19 protein-coding genes are annotated in these 16,014 nt (G+C 38.5%); 17 read left to right on the forward strand and 2 right to left on the reverse strand.

Annotation, left to right across the window (positions count from 1 at the left end):
- Positions 1-62: 62 nt before the first annotated feature.
- The 4 genes from AC23ME_RS16285 to AC23ME_RS16300 are packed head-to-tail and all read left to right on the forward strand — an operon-like array spanning position 63 to position 3,734.
- Positions 63-734: a hypothetical protein gene (locus tag AC23ME_RS16285; protein ID WP_487728836.1), complete on the forward strand. Its 672-nt coding sequence runs from the start codon at positions 63-65 to the stop codon at positions 732-734.
- 23 nt (positions 735-757) lie between these two features.
- Entirely contained in the window at positions 758-1,456 is a 699-nt protein-coding gene (locus AC23ME_RS16290; protein WP_487728837.1) for a hypothetical protein, read from the forward strand.
- 19 nt (positions 1,457-1,475) lie between these two features.
- A complete protein-coding gene (locus AC23ME_RS16295) occupies positions 1,476-2,450 on the forward strand; it encodes a hypothetical protein (RefSeq protein ID WP_487728838.1) in 975 nt (324 codons plus the stop codon).
- Between the two features lie 57 nt (positions 2,451-2,507).
- A complete protein-coding gene (locus tag AC23ME_RS16300; protein ID WP_487728839.1) occupies positions 2,508-3,734 on the forward strand; it encodes a M14 family metallopeptidase in 1,227 nt (408 codons plus the stop codon).
- Positions 3,735-4,043: 309 nt separating this feature from the next.
- Here the strand turns inward: AC23ME_RS16300 and AC23ME_RS16305 are convergent, their stop codons facing one another.
- Positions 4,044-4,718 (reverse strand): hypothetical protein, encoded by a 675-nt coding sequence (locus tag AC23ME_RS16305; protein WP_487728840.1) that lies wholly within the window; start codon positions 4,716-4,718, stop codon positions 4,044-4,046.
- A gap of 159 nt (positions 4,719-4,877) precedes the next feature.
- Here AC23ME_RS16305 and AC23ME_RS16310 point away from each other — a divergent pair, with 159 nt between their 5' ends.
- The 4 genes from AC23ME_RS16310 to AC23ME_RS16325 all read left to right on the forward strand — a co-directional run bounded on the left by AC23ME_RS16310 (position 4,878) and on the right by AC23ME_RS16325 (position 10,617).
- Complete coding sequence (locus AC23ME_RS16310; RefSeq protein ID WP_487728841.1) at positions 4,878-6,131, forward strand: NAD(P)-binding domain-containing protein; 1,254 nt, start codon at positions 4,878-4,880, stop codon at positions 6,129-6,131.
- Between the two features lie 307 nt (positions 6,132-6,438).
- Positions 6,439-8,991 (forward strand): adenosylcobalamin-dependent ribonucleoside-diphosphate reductase, encoded by a 2,553-nt coding sequence (locus AC23ME_RS16315; RefSeq protein WP_487728842.1) that lies wholly within the window; start codon positions 6,439-6,441, stop codon positions 8,989-8,991.
- 314 nt (positions 8,992-9,305) lie between these two features.
- The gene (locus AC23ME_RS16320) at positions 9,306-10,142 is read left to right on the forward strand and encodes a sulfite exporter TauE/SafE family protein (RefSeq protein ID WP_308851464.1); all 837 of its coding nucleotides are present in this window, start codon (positions 9,306-9,308) and stop codon (positions 10,140-10,142) included.
- 85 nt (positions 10,143-10,227) lie between these two features.
- The gene (locus AC23ME_RS16325) at positions 10,228-10,617 is read left to right on the forward strand and encodes a DUF1634 domain-containing protein (protein WP_487728843.1); all 390 of its coding nucleotides are present in this window, start codon (positions 10,228-10,230) and stop codon (positions 10,615-10,617) included.
- A gap of 13 nt (positions 10,618-10,630) precedes the next feature.
- On the opposite strand, the gene AC23ME_RS16330 is transcribed toward AC23ME_RS16325, so the two are convergent.
- Positions 10,631-10,873, reverse strand: a complete 243-nt coding sequence (locus AC23ME_RS16330; protein WP_487728844.1) for a hypothetical protein — start codon at positions 10,871-10,873, stop codon at positions 10,631-10,633.
- 510 nt (positions 10,874-11,383) lie between these two features.
- Here AC23ME_RS16330 and rplC point away from each other — a divergent pair.
- The 9 genes from rplC (at position 11,384) to rpmC (ending at position 16,006) form a co-directional block, all read left to right on the forward strand.
- Positions 11,384-12,001 (forward strand): 50S ribosomal protein L3, encoded by a 618-nt coding sequence (gene rplC, locus AC23ME_RS16335; RefSeq protein WP_308851468.1) that lies wholly within the window; start codon positions 11,384-11,386, stop codon positions 11,999-12,001.
- 5 nt (positions 12,002-12,006) lie between these two features.
- On the forward strand, positions 12,007-12,636 hold the full coding sequence (gene rplD, locus AC23ME_RS16340; RefSeq protein ID WP_487728845.1) for a 50S ribosomal protein L4: 630 nt from the start codon (positions 12,007-12,009) through the stop codon (positions 12,634-12,636).
- Between the two features lies 1 nt (position 12,637).
- Positions 12,638-12,928, forward strand: coding sequence for a 50S ribosomal protein L23 (rplW, locus tag AC23ME_RS16345; protein ID WP_487728846.1), 291 nt, complete (start codon positions 12,638-12,640; stop codon positions 12,926-12,928).
- 25 nt (positions 12,929-12,953) lie between these two features.
- Positions 12,954-13,778, forward strand: a complete 825-nt coding sequence (rplB, locus tag AC23ME_RS16350) for a 50S ribosomal protein L2 (RefSeq protein ID WP_487728847.1) — start codon at positions 12,954-12,956, stop codon at positions 13,776-13,778.
- Positions 13,778-14,044: a 30S ribosomal protein S19 gene (rpsS, locus tag AC23ME_RS16355; RefSeq protein ID WP_113649308.1), complete on the forward strand. Its 267-nt coding sequence runs from the start codon at positions 13,778-13,780 to the stop codon at positions 14,042-14,044. Before rplB ends, rpsS begins: the two co-directional genes overlap by 1 nt.
- Positions 14,045-14,051: 7 nt before the next feature.
- On the forward strand, positions 14,052-14,414 hold the full coding sequence (gene rplV, locus AC23ME_RS16360; RefSeq protein ID WP_487728848.1) for a 50S ribosomal protein L22: 363 nt from the start codon (positions 14,052-14,054) through the stop codon (positions 14,412-14,414).
- Positions 14,415-14,419: 5 nt separating this feature from the next.
- Complete coding sequence (rpsC, locus tag AC23ME_RS16365) at positions 14,420-15,262, forward strand: 30S ribosomal protein S3 (RefSeq protein WP_487728849.1); 843 nt, start codon at positions 14,420-14,422, stop codon at positions 15,260-15,262.
- A gap of 34 nt (positions 15,263-15,296) precedes the next feature.
- Positions 15,297-15,719 (forward strand): 50S ribosomal protein L16, encoded by a 423-nt coding sequence (rplP, locus tag AC23ME_RS16370; RefSeq protein ID WP_097132822.1) that lies wholly within the window; start codon positions 15,297-15,299, stop codon positions 15,717-15,719.
- Between the two features lie 74 nt (positions 15,720-15,793).
- Positions 15,794-16,006 carry a 50S ribosomal protein L29 gene (rpmC, locus tag AC23ME_RS16375; protein WP_487728850.1) on the forward strand — a complete coding sequence of 71 codons (213 nt, stop codon included), beginning with the start codon at positions 15,794-15,796 and terminating at the stop codon, positions 16,004-16,006.
- The last annotated feature ends 8 nt before the right edge of the window (positions 16,007-16,014 follow it).

Below are 16,014 nucleotides of genomic sequence, written 5' to 3' on the forward strand. Positions count from 1 at the left end.
GCTGGGAGGCGCTTTAAGTGCCTTCTACTAAATTTCTATTGCCAAAATAAACCCTTCCTGTTATGAAGTTATCTAAAAGTTGTAGGTTAAAGTTTATGCTAGCGCTTAGCGTTTTGAGCTTATTTACACTTTCTTTTGTGAGTTCGAAGAGCGATGATAAAATCAAAATTGCCAAGCAAGTTAGGTTTAGTGTTAAGGTAAATGTTGCGGATAACGTAATACTGCCCGAGGGATTTGCTGATACTTTAAAAAAGGCTGAGGATATCCTTTCGAAGATATTGTCGTCCGAAGAATTTAAAAAGGAATTAGCTAAACGCTCTTTCGCTGATTCTGCTTTTTCAAGAACGAAGAAAGCTTGTTTCGAACGAATTTATGACGAGAAAGGTAGGGTTAGCGGATTAGGTGTTTACGAGAATATTACCCGTAATCCAAATATCGAAATAGAGTGGGTCATCAAAAAATATAAAGACGGCGAAAAGACAAGCGTAATGGGCTTCGCTACATTCTGTGTAAACAAAATCACTAGCCACGATTATTGGATAAAAAATGGACAAAACCTTTCGCTAAGGTTTGTAAGGCATTTGGCGCACGAGTACACGCACGTATGTGGCTACAAACATGATAAATTGTTGCCGAAAGAACATAAGTTTAAAAAAGGTGATGATCCTGCCATGGGCGTTGGAGGGATTGTGGGTGATATTATGCTGGATTGGACCAAAAAAGGATTGATTTAGTAGCAGTCATAAATTAATTGCTCATGAAAAAAATAATCCTAAACTCGTTAATACTGGCAATATTCTTTGCACTTGCTTCATGTAAAAAGAAAGATGGCGATGGTCAGAGTAACGATCTTCCAAAATATGCTAACATAGAGACTGTGAAAGATGTGAAGTTAACTTTGAGCTATACTGCTACTTCAGACGCTATTTTGCCCTCAACTTTTGCAGATACGGTAAAGAAAACGCAAGATTTGCTAAACAAAGTTTTTGCGTCGAAAGATTTTCGGGATGAGCTTTACAAACGCAACTTTCATGATTCTGCTTACACGAAATCAACGTCTACTTGCTTCAATAGAATTTATGGCAGTACAGTGGCAGGTCGTAGCATAGCGGGTAAATCCGTTTATGATAATTTATTGCCAAACATAACTTTCAGCATTGCTGTCAGCATTAGAAAAAATGGTGACAATACTACTACGCTAGGTTCTGCAAGTGCCTGTGGAACTAGGATTACAACTAACGATTACTGGCTTAAACTGAGTGAAAAAAGATTAGCGCAACGTTTGGCCAGGCATTGGGCACATGAGTATACGCATATAAGAGGTTACAGGCACGATACCAATGTAACTAAGGGCTACGAATGGGGAAACGATGTAAATAGAGATCCGGCTTACGGGGTTGGCGATGTAGTTGGTGTGGTGTTAGACAAATGGACAGCAGCGGGTATAATTAAATAGAAAACTAAATCTTAATGAGATGAAAAGAATAAATTTGGTATTTGTTGCAGGCGTATTAACAATATTTTTCGCTTGCAAAAAGGGTGGTAGTACTGGCAATACGGGGGGCGATGGTAATGGCGGTGGCACAGGTCCGAAGCCTGTAGAGGAGAATTATACGCCCAACACAACCGTTTATGGAAGCAATAAGTACGTCACTTTTAAAGTTGGAGACGCTAATTCTCCAATAATTCTAGCTTCACCCCATGATGGTACAATTACACCTTCTTCTATGCCTCTTCGAGATCATAAAGATGCGGTTACAGTAAGAGATTTGTACTTAACTGATTTAACGGAGGAGATTTCAAATGCTTTGTTCGAGAAGACAAAAATCCGCCCCCATATTATCATTAATGATGTAGCCAGGTCTAGAATGGAACCAAATAGATCTTTAGATGAAGCTTACCATAAAAGCGAGGCTGCTAATGCATTATGGCGAGAGTACCACGCTTTTTTAAAAGGTGCTAGAGACATGGTGCAAAAAAATGTGGGTAAGGGTTTGTTTTTAGATATGCACGGGCATGGACATACGAAACAACGCATCGAAGTAGGCTATATCGTTTCTAGAACTAATTTGAATGCAACGGACGCTGTGTTGAATGGGGTGTCGGCAACTTCAAGTATCTACCATTTATCTCGTAATTCTCCATATTCGTTTTCTCAGTTAATTAGGGGTGATTACGCTTTCGGTACACTGTTAGAAAACGAGGGAATTAATGCGGTACCGAGTAAGCAAGATCCCAAGCCAGAACAAGACGATTACTTCAATGGGGGATATTGTACGTTAACCTATGGTTCCAGAGACGGCGGAACAGTTTCTGCAATTCAGTTAGAAACTCATGGTTCCAATCTTCGTAACAACCCTACGCAACGTAAAGCTTCGGGTGCAAAAATTGCAGATGCTATCATCAAGTACATGAAAAATCACTACGGTTTGTATCCAAATGTCAATTAGAAATTTGTCTAACGATTTTGTAATTCTATTTTTGGTAACATCTTGATCGGTCATTTAATGAAAATACACCAAAAGCAATTTCTTGTTTTAACTGCTTGTGCAATATTGATACAATCTTGTGCAGTTAAAAGAAACGTAGAAACTACACAAAATGTAGTAATAGATCATGCTGCGGTAAAAATCAAATTGCAGGAAAAAAAGGTTTTTGCTTTCGAAAAGGAAGGTGTGTTTTTCAGTAATAATTTTCCGTCGGCTAGGGTAAATGAGCTACAACAAGTGAATGACAGTACTTACAACATCACCATAGAAGCAGAAAACAAGCCAATTAACCCAAGTGCGTGGTTTGCATTTAAAGTTTGGGGCAAGCCTCAAAAAAATGTTTACATCAACTTATTGTATCCTGGAGATAAACATCGTTACCAACCAAAAACAACAACTGATGGCCAGCAATGGCAAACTTTAACTGAGGTAAAGGTCAATAAGGAAAAAACTGAAGCCTCATTTAAATTGAAGCTCACAAAAGACACTTTAACCGTAGCAGCACAAGAAATTATTTCGTCTGAACAATCTTACCAATGGATGGATGAACTAGCAAAGCAGCGTGGGCTTGTTAAAACCGTAATTGGGCATAGTATCGGCGGAAAGCCGATTGTCGCCTTAAATTCGACTAAAAGTGATGGCAAGAAAATCATAGTAGTTTTAAGTCGTCAACATCCGCCAGAAATTTCTGGTTACATGGCTATGGTTCAATTTGTGGAAACCTTATTAGGAAACAGCGAACTGGCTAAAAATTTTGTTAAGAACAACGAATTGGTCATCATTCCAATGATTAACCCAGATGGGGTAGACGAAGGTAATTGGCGACATAGTTTTGCTGGCGTAGACTTAAATAGGGATTGGATTGATTTTAAACAGCCAGAAACTAGAGCTATTAGAGATTATCTACTGCAAAAAGTAACAAAGCAAAACGCTAAAGTGCTTTTTGCGTTAGATTTTCATTCTACGTTTAATGATGTGCTTTATACAAATGATGATAGATCTGATACCAACAAGCCAGGCTTAACCAGCGCTTGGATCAAAGGTTTGCATGATTTCGAAGGCGCCAAACAAACGCCAGTTAAACCGTCTGGTAACGGTGGCAATGTATCTAAAGCTTGGTTAGGCAAAGTGTTAAATGCCGAAGCCTTAACCTACGAAGTTGGAGACAACACGCCACGCCCTTACATCAAACAAAAAGCAACAAAAGTAGTAGAAGTGCTAATGGAAGAGTTGCAGAAGAACTAGGTGCTTTTAAAGCCGTAGCCTTACCAAGAGCGTAAATAGCCTTATTGGATTCCGACACAATACGCAGTAAACCGATAGGGCGAAGCCCAGAGCTCATAGTTACCTATAAAAACATAAATACGCTATAAACTATTGTAGTCACCTCCGAGTTTAGCTCCATTATAAGAAATTAGGCAGTCGAGCGTCGGCAATTGCTTTAGGGCAAGATATTCTAATTTCGCCATTAAAGTTTTGCTAGCGTAATGTTAGGAAGGCAATACAGCCTTGATTTTTGCAATACTTTGTATCAAGGCAAAGTATTAAGAATCTTTACCTTCTTCCATTTAATTCATCAAGCTTATTCCGCTCATCCTGCAATTCTCGAGCTAACTTACGCTCTTTTTCTACAGACTTAGCTTTAAATGCCTGATATTCTTCGGCTACCTCATTATATAGCTGGGTACGATGTTTTGCTTCTGTGATGTTTTTAGCAGATCTGGCAATTACAATAATCAGAGCTATGGCTAAAATACCTATCACGCTCCACACAATAATATTGTACGTGCCTTTCTCAAACGGAATACCCAAGAAACGGATTTCATTAACTTTATTCGTATTCTCTGTTAAGGATGCTTCTTTGCCAGAAATTTCTGTCTTAAGATAGTTAATTGTTTTTTCCTGTTCTGTTAACTTTTGCTGGATATTCTTCTTCTCTGTCCTTTCCTTTCGTAAGGTGTCGCTCACACTTTTCCAAAGTTGATCTAAGCGATAACCAGCAACCATTTTATAGCCATCCGCAGAAGTACGTGTACGAGATAACATGAATCTGTACTGCCCATTTAAACTCGGATCGGTATTCTTAACCGTATCACGATAATAAGTTGTTCTTTTAGCTACAGCCGCAGGTTTTGGAGTAGTGGTAGCAGCTGGTGTTTGGGCAAAAGTATCGTTGCAAAAGAAACTAAATAATAAAATGCTAGAAATAGAGAGTAAGGCTTTCCTCATAATGATCATCATTTATACTAAAACAGTATTAGTAAAAATTTATTGTGACTATGTCAATTGTGTTGTATGCTGTTAATTTTGCTCAAGTTAGGATGTTTAATCAATATTTCAATTGACTAAGGTCATTTTTTTATCTTCCTGCAACAATAAATTTGCAAAATGCGTATCGGAATAATTGGTTTGGGAGATATGGGCAAGCTTTATGCGATTGCTTTTGCGAAGGCAGGCTATGAGGTTTGCGGTACGGATGTTACTGATAGATTAGAGGCATTGGTGACCGAACTTTCACCACAGCAAATCGAAATTTTGTCTGATGGTCACGAAGTTTCTAGAAAATCCGATTTTATCATTTACTGTGTGGAGGCCGAAAAGATAGAAGCGGTAGTGTCGCAATTCGCTAAGTCTACAAAGTACGGTGCTATTGTGGCAGGACAAACCTCAGTAAAGCACCCTGAAATTGCTGCGTTTGAAAAACACCTGCCCACCGATGCAAATATTGTAACCTGCCACTCACTGCATGGGCCAGGGTTTAATACCGAAGGGCAAACGTTGGTGGTTATTCGCCACAGAGCTAGCGACGAAGTTTATCTAAAAGCTTTAAAAGTGTACAGCGCATTGGGTTCTAAAATCATTGAAATGAAGAGCTACCAGCAACACGATAAGATTGTAGCCGATACCCAAGCAGTTACGCACATGGGGTTCGAAAGTATGGGCTCTGCTTGGAAAAATGCTGGCTTTTATCCTTGGGATAATCCAGTTTACGCTGGCGGGATCGATAATGTGAAAGTGCTGACCACCTTGCGCATCTTCAGTTATAAATCTCATATTTATGCAGGCTTGGCAATTTTAAATCCCTATGCACAAGTTCAGGTGCGCCAATATGCAAAAACTGAAAGTGAATTGTTTGGTTTAATGATTGCCGAGAATGAAACAGCTTTCAGGGAAAAAATCTATGCAGCTAAAAAATTTGTGTTTAACGATAATAGATCACTTTTACTGAATAATCAGGTGATGGATGCATTTAGCATGGCTGATAAATCTCATAGCCGAAAACCTAATTCGCACCTCAGCATTTTAAGTATGGTTTGTGCTTGGCATGCTATGGACGTAAGTCCTTATGATAATCTCATCTGTCAAACACCACCGTTTCGTTTAAGGCTAGGAATAGCCGAATATCTTTTTAAGGATGAAGAACTTATGGAGGAAACTATCCAGACTGCACTATACGATAAAAGTATCAGAAAAGATGACTTAGAATTTCATACTGCTGTACATGAATGGGCATCGATTATCGGTTATGGTGACATGAAAGGCTACAAAGCACATTTTGAAGCGGCTAAAACTTTTTTCGAGGGAAGATTAGAGAAAGCTAGAGCCTTAAGCGCAGAAATGATCTCAAAATTGATGGATTAGCAGGCTGAATTGACGGTATACATTAATAGTAACATTGTCCGTTCGACTACAAATCTTAAAGCTATATAAGTAATCCCTTCTTTCTTTTTTTAGTAACCTCAATGACATAATCTAACTAACTTGGATTGTTGTGTTTCTGTTTAGTGTTTATCATTTAAAATAATTTTTGTAAACTTTTTTGAATTTTAAAAATGTTAAGTATTTGACATATAGATTTTTAAAATATTTTTGTTGTAAACAATTGTTTGATATCATTTTTATTAGTTTTCTTTTTTGGTAAGTTTGATTAAACGAAAAATAGGACATTATGGATCAAATAATTGCTCAGCAATCCGTTGCTTATACACAAGATGAGGCTTATGCCGCTGCACTTCAATATTTTAAAGGAGATGATTTGGCCGCAAGAGTTTGGGTGAACAAGTATGCTTTAAAAGACTCGGCTGGAGTTTTGTACGAACGTGATCCTAACGATATGCACAAACGTATCTCATCAGAGATAGCAAGAGTTGAGCAAAAATATCCTAATCCTTTATCCGAATCGGAGATTTTTGAACTCATTAAAGATTTCAAATATATCATCCCACAAGGAAGCCCAATGACTGGGATAGGAAACCCATACCAAATTGCCTCGCTTTCTAACTGTTTTGTAATTGGCAACAACGGTGATTCTGATTCCTACGGTGGGATTATGAAAATAGACCAAGAGCAAGTGCAATTAATGAAACGCAGAGGTGGTGTTGGTCACGATTTGTCGCATATTCGTCCAAAGGGTTCTGCGGTTAAAAACTCTGCTTTAACATCAACGGGCATTGTGCCTTTTATGGAGCGTTTCTCTAACTCTACTCGCGAAGTTGCGCAAGATGGTCGTAGAGGTGCCTTGATGTTATCTGTTTCTATCAAACATCCAGATGCAGAAGATTTCATCGATGCGAAATTGGAGCAAGGCAAGGTGACAGGTGCAAATGTGTCTGTGCGTATCAATGATGAGTTCATGAAAGCGGTAGAGAGCGGAGTGCCTTACGTTCAGCAATATCCAGTAAAAGGAAATAGTCCAGTGTTTTCAAAAGAAACAGATGCCAATGCGCTTTGGAAGAAAATAGTTCATAATGCTTGGCGTTCAGCAGAGCCTGGAATTTTATTCTGGGATACTATTATTAAAGAGTCTTTGCCAGATTGTTATGCCGATTTAGGCTACGAAACCGTTTCTACCAATCCTTGCGGAGAAATTCCATTGTGTCCTTATGACTCATGTCGCTTACTAGCTATCAACTTATATTCTTATGTAGAAAATCCGTTCACGTCAAAAGCTTCGTTTAATTGGGAGCTTTTTAAAGAACATGTAGGTTTGGCGCAACGAATGATGGATGATATCATAGATCTGGAACTAGAAAAAATCGATGCTATTTTAGAAAAGATAGCTCAAGATCCAGAAGATGAAGAAATCAAAAGAACGGAGCAAAATCTTTGGTTAAATATCCGTAAAAAAGCAGAAGAAGGAAGGCGTACTGGCGTTGGAATTACTGCCGAAGGTGACATGTTGGCTGCCTTAAATTTGCGTTACGGTACAAAAGAAGCTACTGAATTTTCAATTGAAGTTCATAAAAATTTGGCACTGGCAGCTTATAGGTCGTCTGTTGATATGGCCAAAGAAAGAGGAGCCTTCACTATCTACGATTCGGAAAGAGAAAAGGCAAATCCGTTCATGCTGCGATTGAAAGACACCGATGCGCAACTGTATTACGATATGACAGAATATGGCCGTAGAAATATCGCTTTGTTAACTATTGCACCAACTGGTACTACAAGTTTAATGTCGCAAACTACTTCTGGTGTAGAGCCTGTATTTATGCCAGTTTACAAGCGCCGTAGAAAGGTAAATCCTAACGATAAAGATGTAAGAGTAGATTTTGTAGATGAAGTAGGAGACTCTTGGGAAGAATACATTGTTTTCCACCATAAATTCAAAGACTGGATGGAAATTAATGGGCATGATACCGCTTACAACTACAGTCAGGACGAACTGAATGCTTTGATAGAGAAATCGCCTTATTATAAAGCTACATCAAACGATGTTGATTATTTGGAGAAGGTGAGGATGCAGGGCGCTATTCAAAAATGGGTAGATCATTCTATTAGTGTAACTATTAATATGCCAAATGATGTATCTGAAGAACTGGTTGGTGAATTATACATGGCGGCTTGGAAAGCAGGATGTAAGGGCGTGACGGTTTATCGTGATGGTTCGCGTTCGGGTGTGCTTATTGCCATTGATGATAAGAAAAAGGAAGAAGCTAAAGTTGATGAAGAGGCAGCTTTTCCAACTACTCGCCCACAGGTATTAGAAGCAGATGTGGTCCGTTTCCAGAATAACAAAGACAAATGGATTGCTTTTATTGGTTTGGTAGATGAAAAGCCCTATGAAATTTTTACAGGTCTTGCGGATGATGAGGATGGGATTTCTATCCCTCGTTGGCTTAACCGTGGTTCTATTATCAAAAACAAAGAAGCCGATGGTACTTCTAGGTACGATTTCCAGTTTAAAAACCAAAGAGGGTATAAAACTACTATCGAAGGCTTGTCGCACAAGTTTAATCCAGAATATTGGAATTACGCAAAGCTGATTTCAAGTACCTTGCGCCATGGTATGCCAATTGAAAAAGTAGTGGAGTTAATTGGTAGTTTACAGCTCGATGAAGCTATCAATACTTGGAAAAATGGTGTGGGAAGAGCGTTAAAGCGTTACATTCCAGATGGTACAGAAGTTGGCAAGCAAAAATGTAGCAATTGCAATTCTACCAACCTGCATTACCAAGAAGGTTGTTTAACCTGCAGCGACTGCGGTTCTTCTAAGTGCGGTTAAGGTACTACCATTAATAGTACATCATTTCTCCTAGACTTACGAAGTTTTAAAACGGCGAAGCCCTCAACTTTTCCGTTGAATAACAGTAATATGTTAAAGTTAAACTTCGTAAGTCTTCTAAGCATTTCGTCATTTCGAGCGTAGCCGAGAAATCTTTGACGTATCATCAGTATTTGATCAAATATTTCTCCGGAATCTAGCCGTCGAAATATCTAAAAAACTACTATAATCGATAAATTCTAAGTATCCTATAGACATTCTTTTATTGCTGTTTTATTGCATAAAGCCAATTCCTGTCGCTTATATTTGCCTGCATGTCAGTATTGCTATTTACCTTAATTGTACTTATTGGTGCTTTTTTAGCGGGCTTTTTAGGCTCGTTAACAGGTTTAGGTGGTGGTGTAATCATTATTCCCTTGCTTACTTTAGGTTTAGGGGTGGATATTCATTATGCTATTGGTGCTTCAATCATTTCGGTAATTGCAACTTCAACTGGTTCTGCGGCGGCTTACGTAAAGGAAGGGCTCACTAATATGCGTATTGGTATGTTCTTAGAGATAGCAACTACAGTAGGAGCAATTTTAGGAGCTGTAATTGCCGTATATTTAAATGCTGGTTATGTGGCTGTGATATTCGGTTGCATCCTCATTTTCTCTTCGTTAATGACATTAAAGAAAAAAGTAGATCACACAACTTTAGAATATACCAGCAAAGGAGCCAAGTTTTTTAAGCTCAATGGCTCTTACCCTAATCAAGGAGTGGTTACGCCTTATGCAGTGAAAAATGTAGCTGGCGGATTTTTTATGATGCTCTTTGCAGGAACGTTATCGGGGTTGTTAGGTATAGGCAGTGGTGCCTTAAAAGTAATTGCAATGGATAATATCATGCGTTTGCCTTTTAAAGTGTCTACTACTACTAGCAATTTTATGATGGGTGTTACTGCTGCGGCCAGCGCAGTGGTTTATTTACATCGCGGACAAATTGATCCTGGAATTGCAATGCCGGTTTGTATTGGTGTGCTGATTGGAGCCACTGTAGGTGCAAAGGTTTTGGTAAAGGCTAAAACAGATAAATTGAAAATGATTTTTGCAGTAGTGGTAACGATATTGGCATTGCAAATGATTTATAAGGGCTTAACAGGAGGATTTTAACGATAGTTAGTCCTTACAAACGGGAATAATAAATAGACGCTTCGTGTCCTCGGTTGAAGTGGTAGGAAGAAGGAGCTATTAAACAATGGAACAAACAAAAAACATAACAGATAAAGATATCCAAAGCTTGGTTGGCAACCTCCTGCGAGCTGGCGTTTATGTCTCTATGGTGATCGTTGTTCTTGGCGGTATCATTTATCTATTTGAGCACGGCCATGAAAAAATAGATTATGCGGAGTTTAGCTTCCATAAAGTGTCTCTAAAAACCGTAGAATCTATATTCGCGAATGTACTTACTTTTAAAGGTGCTGCAGTAGTTCAATTTGGTTTGCTGATGTTGATCTTCACGCCAATTGCCCGCGTTTTAATGGCTGTTGTAACTTTCTTCCTCGAAAAAGATTACCTATATGTATTAATAGGGGTGATAGTTTTAGCTATCATTATGGCAAGTTTAGGCGGCGGATTTGCGCATTAACGTAGATTGTCTATTAATGAAACGTTCCTTTAGGAGGCTTTGATGTTTCAACTGGGTGTCTATCTAATTCACCTCTCAACTTTTTACCGTAACGATCCAGTATTTCATCGGCAGCTTGTAACAGCTTTGATTCTTTTTTCTTCTTAACAAATGTAGCTGGATCTTCTTCTTGCACGTATTGCATGCGTTTAGTCGCACAGGAGCTAAATATTATACTGGCGAATACAAATAAATATATTACGGAAGCTTTTTTCATGGCGATTACATTAAACGATAACTCTAATGTAGTAATTTACAATGTAAGTTTGAAACTGCATAGTATATGCTAAATACGATGGTGGTTTTATGGTGTTAAATATTGTTGTCATTTTTTATTTGAGCCATGCATTGTTTTCTTTTGCTAAATTGAGTTAACTAAACCCTATTGAAGCGAACACGTTTGGCAAATTTATGTGTTTGCAACGTAGTAAGGCGAAAAGAGGGGCAAAGCTTTAATATTGTTGCTGGTGTTGCTTTTCAAATAAAATCTGCAAAAACATAAATCATTATTTATCAGTTATTTGTGTTTTTTGATGGATTCTCTGTTCTGTAAAACGCAATCACTTTTTTCTGCAGAAAGCATCGGTTAATAAAACCTTAAAATTTTTTTAGCTAACTATTTGAAAATTAATAATTCTTGCCTATCTTTGCCGTCCCTTTGCGGGGATTGTATATCCACCTTGAACGAAGCCCTACTGCTTCGATGGGTGTTAACTTAAATAAAGAAATGTCAGGAATTATTGGAAAAAAAGTAGGAATGACCAGTATTTTCGATGCAGAAGGAAGAAACATTCCTTGTACTGTAATCGAAGCTGGACCTTGTGTAGTAACACAAGTTAAAACCGAAGAAAAAGACGGTTACTCGTCAATCCAGTTGGGATTTGATGAGGCAAAAGAAAAAAACGTAACACAGCCATTAAAAGGCCATTACGCTAAAGCAAACACAACTCCAAAACGTAAATTGGTAGAGTTCGCTGAGTTTGAAAACGCTTTAAACTTAGGCGACACAGTTACTGTAGACATCTTCGCTGAAGGTGACTATGTTGATGTTGTGGGAACTTCAAAAGGTAAAGGTTTCCAAGGTGTGGTAAAACGTCACGGTTTTGCCGGTGTGGGTGGTCAAACTCACGGTCAGCACAACAGGATGCGTGCACCAGGTTCGTTAGGAGCTTCTTCATGGCCTTCACGTGTATTCAAAGGAATGCGTATGGCTGGAAGAACAGGTGGTGATAGAGTGAAAGTTCAAAACTTACAAGTATTGAAAGTTTACGCTGAGCAAAACCTAGTAGTAGTTAGTGGTTCCATTCCGGGAGCTAAAGGTTCTTACGTAATCTTAGATAAGTAAGCAAGATGGAAGTTAAAGTAGTAAACATTTCAGGAAAAGAGACAGGTGCCAAGGTGCAACTTCCTGAGTCGGTATTTGGTGTAACTCCAAACGACCACGCGATTTATTTAGATGTAAAACAGTATTTGGCTAACCAACGTCAAGGTACTCACAAATCTAAACAACGTAACGAAATTGCTGGTTCTACCCGTAAATTATACAAACAAAAAGGTACTGGTGGTGCACGTGCCGGAAGCATTAAATCTCCATTATTCAATGGTGGTGGTCGTGTTTTTGGTCCTCAACCTCGTGACTATAGTTTTAAATTGAACAAAAAATTAAAATCATTAGCTCGTAAATCAGCTTTAGCTTATAAAGCACAAGATAACAGCATCGTGGTTTTAGAAGACTTCAATTTTGATAGCATCAAAACTAAAAACTATATCAACTTAGTTAACGCGTTAAACTTATCTAACGAGAAAACTTTGTTAGTGTTACCAGAACAAAACAACAATATTTATTTATCAAGCAGAAATATCCAGAAAGCTAAAGTTATTGTTGCTGGCGACTTAAATACTTACGATGTATTAAACGCTGGTAAACTTTTGTTAACTGCTAATTCGCTTAAAACATTGGAGGAGGCATTTGCCAAGTAATATGGAAATCTTACAAAGACCAATTTTAACCGAAAAAGCATCTGCATTAACTGAAAAAGCTAACCGTTTTACTTTTAAAGTAGATCACAGAGCTAATAAATTGCAGATTAAAAGTGCTATCGAGCAAATGTATGGCGTAACTATCGTTGCGGTTAATACAATGGTAGTACAAGGTAAGGCAAAATCTAGAAATACTAAAGCAGGTTTAGTAACTGGACGTAGCCCTAAATACAAAAAAGCTGTTGTTACATTGAAAGATGGCGAAACAATAGATTATTACGCGAATATTTAATATAAAAATTGAATAATTAATAACTATGGGCTTAAGAAAATTTAAACCAGTCACTCCGGGTACCCGCTTTAGAGTAGGTGCTAGTTTTACGGAGATTACAGCAACCAAGCCCGAAAAATCATTGGTTGTATCTTCTAAGAAATCGGGAGGTCGTAACAATACAGGAAAGATGACTATGCGCTATATTGGCGGTGGTCACAAAAAATCTTACCGTTTAATTGATTTTAAACGTGATAAATTTGATATTCCTGCTGTTGTAGCTACTATTGAGTACGATCCGAACCGTACAGCACGTATCGCATTGTTAAACTATGCAGATGGTGAGAAGCGTTATATCATTGCACCTGAAGGGTTGCAAGTTGGACAAACAGTGCTTTCGGGTGATAAAGCTACTCCAGAAGTAGGTAATACTTTGAAATTAGCTAATATCCCTCTAGGTTCTATTATCCACAATTTAGAGCTTCACCCTGGTAAAGGTGCTCAATTAGCACGTAGCGCAGGTTCTTATGCACAATTAGCTGCAAGAGACGGTAAATACGCTACTATTAAATTACCTTCAGGTGAGGTAAGATCTATCTTAGTTACTTGTTTAGCCACTATTGGTACAGTTTCTAACTCTGATCATGCAAATGAAGTATTGGGTAAAGCAGGTCGTGCTCGTTGGATCGGTCGTCGTCCTCGTACACGTCCAGTAGCGATGAACCCTGTAGATCACCCAATGGGTGGTGGTGAAGGTAGATCATCAGGTGGTCACCCTCGTTCAAGAAACGGTGTTTTATCTAAAGGATTTAAAACTCGTTCTAAGAAAAAATACTCAAATCGTTTCATCATAGAGAAAAGGAAGAAATAATGGCTCGTTCAATTAAAAAAGGACCTTATATTGACCATAACGTAGAGCGTAAAGTAAACTCTATGAATGATTCAGGCAAAAGGACTGTAATCAAAACTTGGTCACGTAGATCAATGATCTCACCAGATTTCGTTGGTCACACATTTGCTGTGCACAATGGCAATAAATTTATACCAGTATACGTAACAGAAAACATGGTTGGCCATAAACTAGGGGAGTTCGCTCCAACTAGAACCTTTAGAGGCCACTCTGAAAAGAAAAAATAATTAAAAGATGGAAGCAGTAGCGAAATTAAACAATTGCCCAACTTCACCGCGTAAGATGCGTTTAGTTGTGGATCTTATCAGAGGTGAGCGTGTTGAGAAAGCATTACAGATTTTGAAGTACACCAATAAAGAAGCTGCTATAAGAGTTGAAAAACTTTTATTGTCTGCCATCAACAATTGGGAGCAAAAAAACTCTGGTTCTCGCCCTGAAGAAAGCCAATTAGTCGTTAAATCGGTAATGGTAGACGGTGGTCGTCAATTAAAAAGATTAAGACCAGCACCTCAAGGTCGCGGTTACAGAATTCGTAAGCGTTCTAACCACGTAACTCTTGTAGTAGATAGTATAAACGTTGAAACTAAAACTAATTAACAGAAATGGGACAAAAAGCAAATCCAATAGGTGCTAGATTAGGAATCATCAGAGGATGGGATTCTAATTGGTTCGGAGGCAACAACTATGCTGATAAATTAGTTGAAGACGAAAAAATAAGAAAATACCTTTCAGCTCGTATTGCAAAGGGCGGTGTTTCTAAAGTAGTAATTGAGCGTACGTTAAAACGTATCACAGTAACTATCCACACAGCACGTCCAGGTATTGTAATCGGTAAAGCAGGTGCTGAGGTTGATAAAATCAAAGAAGAGTTAAAGAAATTGACTAAAAAGGAAATTCAAATTAACATCTTTGAAATTAAACGTCCTGAGTTAGATGCTCAACTAGTAGCAGAAGGTGTTGCAAAACAACTAGAAGCTAGGATCTCGTTCCGTAGAGCAATGAAATCATCTATCGCGTCAACCATGAGAATGGGAGCAGAAGGTATCAAAATTATGACTTCTGGTCGTTTAGGTGGTGCTGAGATGGCTCGTACAGAACAGTACAAAGAAGGAAGAATTCCTTTGCATACTTTCCGTGCTGATATTGACTACGCTTTAGCAGAAGCTTTAACTACTTATGGTAAAATAGGTATCAAAGTTTGGATCTGTAAAGGTGAAGTTTACGGCAAACGTGATCTTTCTCCAAACATCGGCGCTACAAACAACGCACCTGGTAAAGGTGGTCGTCCAGAAGGTAACTTCGGTGGTCGCGATGGCGGAAGAGATAACAGAGGCGGTGGCGACAGAAGAAACGATAAACGCGGTGGCGGAAATCGTCCAGGTGGTCAAGGCCAAGGCGGAAGAGATAACAGAGGTGGTGGTGCTAACAGAGGCCCACGCAAATAGTCAACAGATCGTTTAACGATAATATTAAAATAAAATGTTACAGCCAAAAAGAACGAAGTTCAGAAAGATGCAAAAAGGCAGAATGAAAGGTTTAGCAACTCGTGGTGCTGAATTATCATTCGGATCTTTCGGGATTAAATCTCTAGAGGCAACTTGGATCACAAGTCGCCAAATAGAAGCAGCCCGTATCGCAGTAACTCGTTACATGAAACGTGAAGGTCAGGTTTGGATTAGAGTTTTCCCGGATAAACCGGTAACTAAGAAACCAGCTGAGGTACGTATGGGTAAAGGTAAGGGTGCTCCTGAGTATTGGGTAGCAGTAGTAAGACCGGGACGTATCCTTTTCGAAGCAGAAGGTGTACCAATGGAAATTGCTAAAGAAGCATTAAGACTTGCTGCACAGAAATTACCTGTTCAAACAAAATTTGTAGTACGTAGAGATTACGTAGAAGCATAAAAAGCCAAGTGGGATCAATGTTGTAAGTAACTTGTTATTATAACCGCTAGACCCACTGCATTAAAATAAGTAAAATGAAAAACTCAGAAATCAAAGGGCTTTCTCAAGAAGAATTAGTAGCTAAGATTGCGGAAGAAAAGCAAAACTTAACAAAGTTGAAATTTGCGCATACAATTTCGGCTATCGAAAATCCTAACCGTATTACTGCGGCTAGAAAAAACATAGCCCGTTTAAACACTGAATTGTCTGCTGTTAAAAAAGCGGCAGTAGCTACAGAAACTAAATAATTTTAGAG

It is taken from the genome of Pedobacter sp. T50_32 (assembly GCF_057652195.1).

Bases quoted from the DNA above. Each gene is read 5' to 3' on its own strand.
- AC23ME_RS16285 (WP_487728836.1), top strand. From the start codon at position 63: ATGAAGTTATCTAAAAGTTGTAGGTTAAAGTTTATGCTAGCGCTTAGC.
- AC23ME_RS16290 (WP_487728837.1), top strand. From the start codon at position 758: ATGAAAAAAATAATCCTAAACTCGTTAATACTGGCAATATTCTTTGCA.
- AC23ME_RS16295 (WP_487728838.1), top strand. From the start codon at position 1,476: ATGAAAAGAATAAATTTGGTATTTGTTGCAGGCGTATTAACAATATTT.
- AC23ME_RS16300 (WP_487728839.1), top strand. From the start codon at position 2,508: ATGAAAATACACCAAAAGCAATTTCTTGTTTTAACTGCTTGTGCAATA.
- AC23ME_RS16305 (WP_487728840.1), bottom strand. From the start codon at position 4,718: ATGAGGAAAGCCTTACTCTCTATTTCTAGCATTTTATTATTTAGTTTC.
- AC23ME_RS16310 (WP_487728841.1), top strand. From the start codon at position 4,878: ATGCGTATCGGAATAATTGGTTTGGGAGATATGGGCAAGCTTTATGCG.
- AC23ME_RS16315 (WP_487728842.1), top strand. From the start codon at position 6,439: ATGGATCAAATAATTGCTCAGCAATCCGTTGCTTATACACAAGATGAG.
- AC23ME_RS16320 (WP_308851464.1), top strand. From the start codon at position 9,306: ATGTCAGTATTGCTATTTACCTTAATTGTACTTATTGGTGCTTTTTTA.
- AC23ME_RS16325 (WP_487728843.1), top strand. From the start codon at position 10,228: ATGGAACAAACAAAAAACATAACAGATAAAGATATCCAAAGCTTGGTT.
- AC23ME_RS16330 (WP_487728844.1), bottom strand. From the start codon at position 10,873: ATGAAAAAAGCTTCCGTAATATATTTATTTGTATTCGCCAGTATAATA.
- rplC (WP_308851468.1), top strand. From the start codon at position 11,384: ATGTCAGGAATTATTGGAAAAAAAGTAGGAATGACCAGTATTTTCGAT.
- rplD (WP_487728845.1), top strand. From the start codon at position 12,007: ATGGAAGTTAAAGTAGTAAACATTTCAGGAAAAGAGACAGGTGCCAAG.
- rplW (WP_487728846.1), top strand. From the start codon at position 12,638: ATGGAAATCTTACAAAGACCAATTTTAACCGAAAAAGCATCTGCATTA.
- rplB (WP_487728847.1), top strand. From the start codon at position 12,954: ATGGGCTTAAGAAAATTTAAACCAGTCACTCCGGGTACCCGCTTTAGA.
- rpsS (WP_113649308.1), top strand. From the start codon at position 13,778: ATGGCTCGTTCAATTAAAAAAGGACCTTATATTGACCATAACGTAGAG.
- rplV (WP_487728848.1), top strand. From the start codon at position 14,052: ATGGAAGCAGTAGCGAAATTAAACAATTGCCCAACTTCACCGCGTAAG.
- rpsC (WP_487728849.1), top strand. From the start codon at position 14,420: ATGGGACAAAAAGCAAATCCAATAGGTGCTAGATTAGGAATCATCAGA.
- rplP (WP_097132822.1), top strand. From the start codon at position 15,297: ATGTTACAGCCAAAAAGAACGAAGTTCAGAAAGATGCAAAAAGGCAGA.
- rpmC (WP_487728850.1), top strand. From the start codon at position 15,794: ATGAAAAACTCAGAAATCAAAGGGCTTTCTCAAGAAGAATTAGTAGCT.